Source organism: Aeromonas sp. HMWF014 (assembly GCF_963878295.1).
Taxonomy (GTDB): Bacteria; Pseudomonadota; Gammaproteobacteria; order Enterobacterales; family Aeromonadaceae; genus Aeromonas; species Aeromonas popoffii.
In genome coordinates this window covers 1-7,937 of the sequence record NZ_CAWNYS010000243.1, presented here as the reverse complement: position 1 = coordinate 7,937, position 7,937 = coordinate 1, and the positions used below count along the sequence as shown (strand labels likewise).

6 protein-coding genes and 1 pseudogene are annotated in these 7,937 nt (G+C 62.3%); 5 read left to right on the top strand and 2 right to left on the bottom strand.

The genetic code is table 11. The features are described 5' to 3' along the window. Positions 1–222: 222 nt before the first annotated feature. Positions 223–1,329, top strand: a complete 1,107-nt coding sequence (gene ompA, locus AAC083_RS09945) for a porin OmpA (protein WP_108535433.1) — start codon at positions 223–225, stop codon at positions 1,327–1,329. A 48-nt stretch (positions 1,330–1,377) separates the two neighbouring features. Here ompA and AAC083_RS09940 read toward each other — a convergent pair whose 3' ends face one another. Continuing rightward, the gene (locus tag AAC083_RS09940) at positions 1,378–1,830 is read right to left on the bottom strand and encodes an HPP family protein (RefSeq protein ID WP_042035894.1); all 453 of its coding nucleotides are present in this window, start codon (positions 1,828–1,830) and stop codon (positions 1,378–1,380) included. Positions 1,831–1,908: 78 nt separating this feature from the next. Here AAC083_RS09940 and AAC083_RS09935 point away from each other — a divergent pair, with 78 nt between their 5' ends. Then, entirely contained in the window at positions 1,909–2,493 is a 585-nt protein-coding gene (locus AAC083_RS09935) for a TetR/AcrR family transcriptional regulator (RefSeq protein ID WP_108535432.1), read from the top strand. A 6-nt stretch (positions 2,494–2,499) separates the two neighbouring features. On the opposite strand, the gene priA is transcribed toward AAC083_RS09935, so the two are convergent. Then, positions 2,500–4,707: a primosomal protein N' gene (gene priA, locus AAC083_RS09930; RefSeq protein ID WP_108535431.1), complete on the bottom strand. Its 2,208-nt coding sequence runs from the start codon at positions 4,705–4,707 to the stop codon at positions 2,500–2,502. 147 nt (positions 4,708–4,854) lie between these two features. Here priA and rpmE point away from each other — a divergent pair, with 147 nt between their 5' ends. The 3 genes and pseudogenes from rpmE to AAC083_RS09915 form a co-directional block, all read left to right on the top strand. After that, complete coding sequence (gene rpmE / locus AAC083_RS09925) at positions 4,855–5,070, top strand: 50S ribosomal protein L31 (protein ID WP_042035896.1); 216 nt, start codon at positions 4,855–4,857, stop codon at positions 5,068–5,070. A gap of 116 nt (positions 5,071–5,186) precedes the next feature. Continuing rightward, positions 5,187–6,620: a DUF2867 domain-containing protein gene (locus AAC083_RS09920; RefSeq protein WP_108535434.1), complete on the top strand. Its 1,434-nt coding sequence runs from the start codon at positions 5,187–5,189 to the stop codon at positions 6,618–6,620. 190 nt (positions 6,621–6,810) lie between these two features. Continuing rightward, positions 6,811–7,937 (top strand): annotated as a pseudogene (locus AAC083_RS09915) (malic enzyme-like NAD(P)-binding protein); the annotation flags it as partial.

The following is a 7,937-nucleotide window of genomic DNA, read 5'->3' as shown; positions in this document are numbered from 1 at the left end:
GTTGGTAAACAGGGCAACTTATTGGGCCCGGTTGCTCCCTGCCGCTCCCTACGACGATTCTGCGTCTGCGCCGTTTTTCCAGTCGGAAATGTCGGCAGCTTCACACTATTGAGTCCTAAGTCATTTGAGGCTGGCGATAGATGGGATAACCTGACGAACGGTGCCGGATTCGCCCCATCAGGGAAGATAAGCGCATAACGACTCATTGCAGAGGCTTTCACCATGAACAAATCGATACTTGCCGTGCTGGTCTGCGGCCTGCTTACGACGGGGGCCGTGCAGGCAGCCGCCCAGGACAACACCTGGTATGCCGGCGGCAAGGCCGGTTGGTCCAGGTACTTCGACATCGACCAGAAGCAGGTTGTCTCGGATCCCCTGGGCGCGCGGCAAAACATCAGCACCAGCAAGAATGCTCTCGGGCTGGGGGCGTTCGCCGGTTATCAGCTCAACCCCAACCTGGGTTTCGAGTTCGGCTATGACTGGTTCGGCAAGTACACCTCGTCCGGTTATCTGAGTGGGGTCAGGGTGGAGGAGGAAGCCAAAAATCAGATGCTCCAGGCCACCATGAAAATAGGGTTCCCGGTCAATGATGTGCTGGATCTCTACGGCCGGATCGGTGGTGGTTATGCCTGGACCAATAGCGAGCTGTCGGCCCAGACTACGACCGGTTTTATCAAGGAGACCGGCAACAATCATGGGGCCGTGTTTGTCGGGGCGCTGGGGGCTGAATACGCGATTGAGCGTGATTGGGCCGCCCGCATCGAATATCAGTACACAACGCCGCTGGGGGATACCTCCCTCGATCGCTCCGGCATTGAGATGGATAACGGTCTGCTCTCCGTCGGCATGCTCTACCGCTTCGGTCAGCATGGGAGGGATGTGGTGGCCCCGGCACCGGCGCCCGCCGTGGCGCCAGCTCCTGCTGCCGTGGTCGTCACCCGGCAGTTCAGCCTGAGCTCGGACGTGCTGTTCGAGTTCAACAAGGCCACCCTGAAGCCGGCTGCCCGTCAGGCGCTCGATACCCTGTTCAGCCAGATAGTTGCCGCCAATCCCAAGGATGGTGAGGCGACTGTGATCGGGCATACCGACCGCCTAGGTTCCCATGCCCACAACCAGACCCTGTCGGAGCAGCGTGCCCGCAGCGTGGCCGACTACCTGATCGCCCGGGGACTGGTTGCCGACAGGGTGCGGGTCGAGGGGCGTGGCAAGTCCTACCCCGTGACCGGCAACAACTGCACCAGCAACTCCAGATCTGAGCTGATCGCCTGTCTGGCACCGGATCGTCGGGTGGAAGTGCGGCTGGAAGGTGTATCCCTGGCCGCCAAGTAACTGTACTGGTGTGAATCACAACAAGGGAGGCACGGCCTCCCTTGTTGTTTATATGGCCTTGAGTTGCCACAGCCTCAACCGCTGAAAGCCGTGGCTCAGCAGGATCAGGAGCAGGGCACCGGGCAGCACGGTTTGCCACAGGAAGGGCCACTCCTGTCCCGTCATCAGTACCAGCAGGGGGTTGGCACCAGCGGGAGGGTGTATGAGCGCCATTCGGTGCATCAAGGTGATGGCCAGACCCACTCCCAATGCCAGTTGCAGCTCCAGCGGCAAGGGGAGCGACTGTACCAGCAAGCCGACCGTGGCTGTCAGCAGGTGGCCTCCGAGCACATTGTTCGGGCGGGCCAGCGGGCTGGCCGGCAGTGAAAACAGCAGCACGCAGCTTGCTCCGAAGGGCGCCATGATCAGGACAGTGTGCCAGCTGATGTTCAGCCAGCCCAACACCCCGATCGCCAGTGCCGCGCCCACTCCTGCCCATAACGGGTCATGCCATTTTGTCATCACGTTTCCCTCTTGGTTTGTCTGACGTGATTAGGCACATTAGGTAGACAGATCGGTGTACTTCAAGGGGAAAATGACGTGAGTGAAAAACGGCAGCAGCTGATGGAAACCGCCTATCGTCTGTTCAATCGTCATGGTTTTCACGCAACCGGCATAGATCGCATCTGGGCGGAGGCGGGTAGCACCAAGCGAACCCTCTACCGCCATTTTCCCACCAAGGATGCCTTGATTGAGGCTGTACTGCTCTCCCGCGAGCAGGAGTTCTTCGCCCTGCTCGAGGGGAAGCTGGCAGGTCTGGAGGGGAGGGAGAGTCGGTTGCACGCCCTGTTCGACGGATTCGGGGAGTGGTTTGGCCGTAGCGACTTCTATGGTTGCAACTTCATCAATGCCAGCGCCGAGTTTGCCGACTCGCGTCATCCGGTCCGCAAGCTGGTGGTAGCACACAAGCAGGTGCTGCTGAACTGGGTCAGGGAGCAACTAGGGTGCAGCCTCTTGCAAGCCACCGGGATCTGCCTGCTGCTGGAGGGGGCCGTGGTGATGGCTCACAGCTATCAGCAGCCGCTGGCGCTGGAGCAGGCCAGATCACTGGCCCTGGCCGTGTTATGTGCCGATGGCGAGTCACCACTGCTGGCGAGTTGCCGCCAGCGCCTGAGCGGCAGGTGAACTGGCTCAGTTCAGCTCGGTGGGATCTATATCCAGACTCCAGCGCACCTTCTTGGTCTCCGGCCAGCCCTCCAGCTCCTTCACCGCCCAATCCAGCAGCTGGGCCAGCGGTGCCCGGTTCGGCCCCTGCACCAGCAACTGCATGCGGAACTTGCCCGCCTTGCGCTCCATAAAGCCGCTGATGGGTCCCAGCACCTGCAGATGGGGATAGCGGGCGCTGCGCAGGGTATCGGCGAGACGGGCGAGGAACAGCTGCACCTCGTCACGGCCATTGGCCTCGGCCCGGAACAACCCCTGATAGCTGAACGGCGGCAACCCCAGCAGGCGACGCTCTTTCAGCGCCGTGTCGGCAAAGTGGCCGTAACCGTTCTGGGTCAGATCCTGCAACAGGGCGTGATCCGGATGATGACTCTGCAGCACCACCAGCCCGGGTTTGCTGGCGCGACCGGCGCGGCCCGCCACCTGGGTATAGAGCTGGGCCAACTTCTCGGCGGCGCGAAAATCGGCGGAAAACAGGGCGCCATCCACATCCAGCAGGCCCACCAGGGTTACATCCGGAAAGTGGTGCCCCTTGGCCAGCATCTGGGTGCCGATCAGGATCTTGTACTTGCCCGCCTTGATGTCGCCGAGATGGGTCTCCAGCTCCCCCTTGCGGCGAGTGTTGTCCCTATCGATGCGCACCACGGGGTAGTGCGGGAAAACCGTGGTGAGCAGCTGTTCCAGCTGCTCGGTACCCACTCCCGAGCCGATCAGCTCGTTGCTGCCGCACTCGGGGCAGTTGTGGGGCAGGGGGCGCACGCTGTCGCAGTGGTGGCAGTGCAGTCGTCGCCCTGCCTGATGCCAGGTGTACCAGGCGTCACAGCGCTCGCAGGCGGCGCTCCAGCCACACTGGTGGCAGATAAGCGACGGGGCATAGCCGCGCCGGTTGAGAAACAGCATTACCTGATTGCCTGCCGCCAGGTGCTCCGCCATCAGCTGCTCCAGCTGGGGGGAGAGCCCGGCCTGCAGCCGCACGCTCTTGATGTCCAGGATCACCTGGCGGGCGGTCTGGGCGTTGCCGGCGCGCCGCGTCAGGCTGAGGTGGTGATACTTGCCACTGCGGGCATTGTGCAGCGTCTCCAGCGAGGGGGTGGCCGAGCCGAGCAGTATGGGGATACCGGCGCGATGGGCCCGCATCACCGCCAGATCTCGCGCGTGGTAGCGAAAACCGTCCTGCTGCTTGAAGGAGCCGTCGTGCTCCTCGTCGATGATGATGATGCCGAGGTTCTTGAACGGGGTGAAGACGGCGGAGCGAGTGCCGATCAGGATGGCGGCGCCGCCATCGCGGCAGGCGAGCCAGGCGTCAAGCCGCTCCCGATCGTTCATGGCCGAGTTCATCGCCACCACGGGCACCTTGAAGCGGCGACGGAAGCGGTTGATGGTCTGGGGGGTGAGGCCGATCTCCGGCACCATCACCAGCGCCTGCTTGCCCGCCTTGAGCAGGGGCTCGAGAATGCTCAGGTACACCTCTGTCTTGCCGGAGCCGGTGATACCATCGAGCAGGAAGGCGCCGAACTGGTTGCTCTGGCTGGTGACGGCGGATACCGCCAGCGCCTGCTCGCCGTTGAGTCGCAGCCCCTCTCCCGCGTCAAAAGACGTCGCCCAGTCGCCGTCATGGCTCGGCTCCAGGCTGCGCTTCTCCAACAGCCCCTTCTTCTCCAGCGCCGTGAGTGCCGCGCTCTGGATCTCTTCCTGCTTGAGTGCTGACGGGGTCTGCGGCCCCTTGCGCAGCAAGGCGAGGGCCTGTTGCTGCTTGGCGGCACGCTTGAGCTCATTGAGATCGATCGCCATGCCGGCCTCGGTGGCAAACCAGAACTCCAGCTCCCGGTAGGCGGCGGGCTCCCCCTTGCGCACCAGCACCGGCAGGGCGTGAGGCAGCACCTCCCCTAGCGGATGCTGGTAGTAGTTTGCGCTCCAGGCCATCAGCGCCAGTATGTCCGGCCCCAGCACGGGGGAGTTATCAAGCACTCGCTTGATGGGCTTGAGCTTGTTGCGGGGCACCAGGCTGTCGGTCGGATGCTCCACCACCAGCCCGACCAGGGTCTGGGGACCGAAAGGGATCTCGACCCGACAGCCGGGCTCAGGCAGGGGCAAGGGAGAGAGATAGTCGAAGTGACGGCGTAACGGTACCGGCACAGCCACACGAACCAGATCCAGCGTTTGGGAAGAATTCACCAGGGATTGCCTATTTTTTCTGCGAAGCCACTTGCCTGATCTCAGGCATTTCCTATATTATTCGCAGCCTTTGAAACTGTGTTCAACAATCGTGTGGTGTCCGACAGAAGATCGGATAGCGACACGGCCTGATAATTGAGGTTGTCCATGAAAGCTGGTATTCATCCTAACTACGTAGCCATCACCTGCAAGTGCTCCTGCGGTAATGTGATCAACACTTTCTCTACCCTGGGTAAAGATCTGAACCTGGACGTGTGCTCTGCATGCCACCCGTTCTACACCGGCAAGCAGAAAGAAGTTTCTAGCGGCGGCCGCGTAGACAAGTTCAACAAGCGTTTCGGTGGCTTGACTGCCAAGAAGTAATCTTGCTTCTGAAGAATTCTGAAAAAGGCGCCCATCGGGCGCCTTTTTTATGGGTTGGCGTTTTGTATTGAAGCGGTTTGCCCTATGGTGTTGGCTCAATCATGGGAGAAGAACAGATGCGCACATGTCTGGTGATGGGAGCGGCGGGGTATATAGGGTCTTACCTGGTGCCCCACCTGCAAGGGCTGGGTTATCGGGTGATCGCCGGGGCTCGTCGCCCTTGTCGTCTGCCGCCGGGCGTGGAATTTCGCCTCGCCGACAGTCTCAAGCCCATCACACTGCTGCCCGCGCTGACGGGCATAGACACCGTCTTCTATCTGGTGCACGCCATGGGGGCTGGCGCCGATTTTCACCGGCTGGAGCAGCAGGGGGTGAAGAACTTCGCCGCCGCCGCCCGCGCCGCCGGGGTGCGCCGCATCATCTATCTGGGGGCCATCCAGCCCGAGCGTTGCAATAGCCGTCATCTCAACTCCCGCCGCCATTGTGGCGAGCTGTTTCGTGACTCCGGTGTGCCGACGGTGGAGCTGCGCTCCGGCATCATCGTAGGGCCGGGCTCGGCCGCCTTCGAGGTGATGCGGGATCTGGTGTTCAACCTGCCCATGATGGTCACGCCCAAGTGGGTACGCTCTCGCACACCGCCCATAGCGCTCTCCAACCTGCTGCACTATCTGGGCGGGCTGGTGGAGGTCGAGGGGGTGGATGGTCAGGTGCTCAACGCCGTTGGCCCCGAGCTGCTCAGCTATCAGCAGCAGTTGCAGAAGTTCGCCGCCCATATCGGCAAGCGCTGCCCCATCATCCCCATCCCGTTTCTGAGCCCGCGGCTCTCCGCCTGGTGGCTGCAATTTGTCACCTCTGTGCCGCAACCCGTGGCCAAGGCGCTGGTGGGCGGCCTCAAGCACGACATCCCGGCTGATGACGGCCCGCTGCGGGCCCTGCTGCCACAAACCCTGCTCAGCTTCGACGAGGCGCTCGGGGAGAGCCTGGCGCTGGAGCAGAAACTGGGGGCCGAGCAGCAGGGGCTGGAGACGCCGCTGGGGCTGCGCTGGCGCCATCCCGAGTACGGATTTTATGACCGTACTGCCAGCGGGGAGGCCATCTGTCTCGCCGCTCCCGAGGTGGTGTGGCAGGTGTTGCAGCAGCTGGGGGGCGAGCAGCGTTACTTCTACATGAACGAGCTGTGGGTGGTGCGGGAGTGGATGGATCACCTGATCGGTGGCCCGGCCCGCACTCGTGGCCGCACTAACCCGGATCGCTTCGTGAAGGGGGACATGCTGGATTCCTGGCAGATCCTCGGGGTCGACGAGGGACGCAGACTGGATCTGCTGTTCAACATGAAGGCCCCGGGAGTGGGGCGGCTGGCGTTCAACATACTGCCGGAGGAGTCCGGCCTGACCCGCATCAAGGTGACGGCCCACTGGCATCCTCAGGGCGCCTGGGGGCTGGCCTACTGGCTCGCCATGCTGCCATTCCATCTCTTCATCTTCCAGGGGATGACGGAGGCCATCGCCAGACAGGCAGAGCTGAAAGCGGGCATCCCTGTGACGGAGTGAAACCATATCTATAACTAAATGGGTATTAGTGATTGGTGTGACATGCTAATTACTGGCTTGTCAGTGGCGGCAAAACGATACTTTCCTCTGTGAAAGCGCGATGGTTTTCTTTATGATCCCCAGCCCTCGCCCGCTGGCGAGCCCATGCACCACTCTATTCACTTCATTCACTTCCGTATCGGGGTCCCCCATGTCCGATCTTCGTCAACAAGCACTCGATTACCATGCCCAGCCTGTGCCGGGCAAAATTGCCATCGCCCTCACCAAGCCCGCCGAGACAGCTCACGATCTGGCGCTGGCCTACAGCCCGGGTGTGGCCGAGCCGGTGCGCGAGATTGCCGCCAATCCGGCCGATGCCTACCGCTATACCGGCAAGGGTAACCTGGTGGCCGTCATCTCCAACGGTACCGCCATCCTGGGACTGGGCAATCTGGGCCCGCTGGCGTCCAAGCCGGTGATGGAGGGCAAGGCCCTGCTGTTCAAGCGCTTCGCCGGCATAGATGCCATCGACATAGAGGTGAAGCACGAGACCAGTGCGCAGTTCATCGACACGGTTGCGGCCATCGCCGACACCTCGGTGGCATCAACCTGGAAGACATCAAGGCGCCAGAGTGCTTTGAGATCGAAGAGGCGCTGATCGCCCGTTGCGACATCCCGGTGTTCCACGATGACCAGCACGGTACCGCCATCGTCACAGCTGCCGGTCTGCTCAATGCGCTGGAAGTGCAGGGCAAGCGCATCGAACAGAGTCGCATCGTCTGCATGGGGGCCGGGGCTGCAGCCACCGCCTGCATGGACTTGCTGATCAAGTGCGGTGCCGCGCCACACAACATCTTCATGCTCGACCGCCAGGGGGTTATTCACACAGGCCGCAGCGACTTGAACCAGTACAAGCAGCGCTTCGCCAACGACACCCCGCTGCGCACCCTGATGGATGTCATTGAAGGGGCGGATGTGTTTGTCGGTGTCTCCGGCCCGGATGTGCTGCCCGCCGAAGCGGTTGCCCTGATGGCGCCGCGCCCGGTGATCTTCGCCTGCTCCAACCCGGACCCGGAGATCAAGCCGTCCCTGGCCCACGCAGTGCGCGATGATCTCATCATGGGCACGGGCCGTTCGGATTATCCGAACCAGATCAACAACGTGCTCTGCTTCCCCTTCATCTTCCGCGGCGCGCTGGACGCCCGCGCCAGCCGCATCAACGATGCCATGAAGATAGCTGCGGTGGAGGCGATCCGCGGTCTGGTGAAGGAGCCGGTGCCGGCCGAGGTGCTAACCGCAGCCGGGGTGAGCGAGCTTTCCTTCGGCAAGGATTACGTC

Bases quoted from the DNA above. Each gene is read 5' to 3' on its own strand.
- AAC083_RS09940 (WP_042035894.1), bottom strand. From the start codon at position 1,830: ATGACAAAATGGCATGACCCGTTATGGGCAGGAGTGGGCGCGGCACTG.
- AAC083_RS09920 (WP_108535434.1), top strand. From the start codon at position 5,187: ATGCGCACATGTCTGGTGATGGGAGCGGCGGGGTATATAGGGTCTTAC.
- ompA (WP_108535433.1), top strand. From the start codon at position 223: ATGAACAAATCGATACTTGCCGTGCTGGTCTGCGGCCTGCTTACGACG.
- rpmE (WP_042035896.1), top strand. From the start codon at position 4,855: ATGAAAGCTGGTATTCATCCTAACTACGTAGCCATCACCTGCAAGTGC.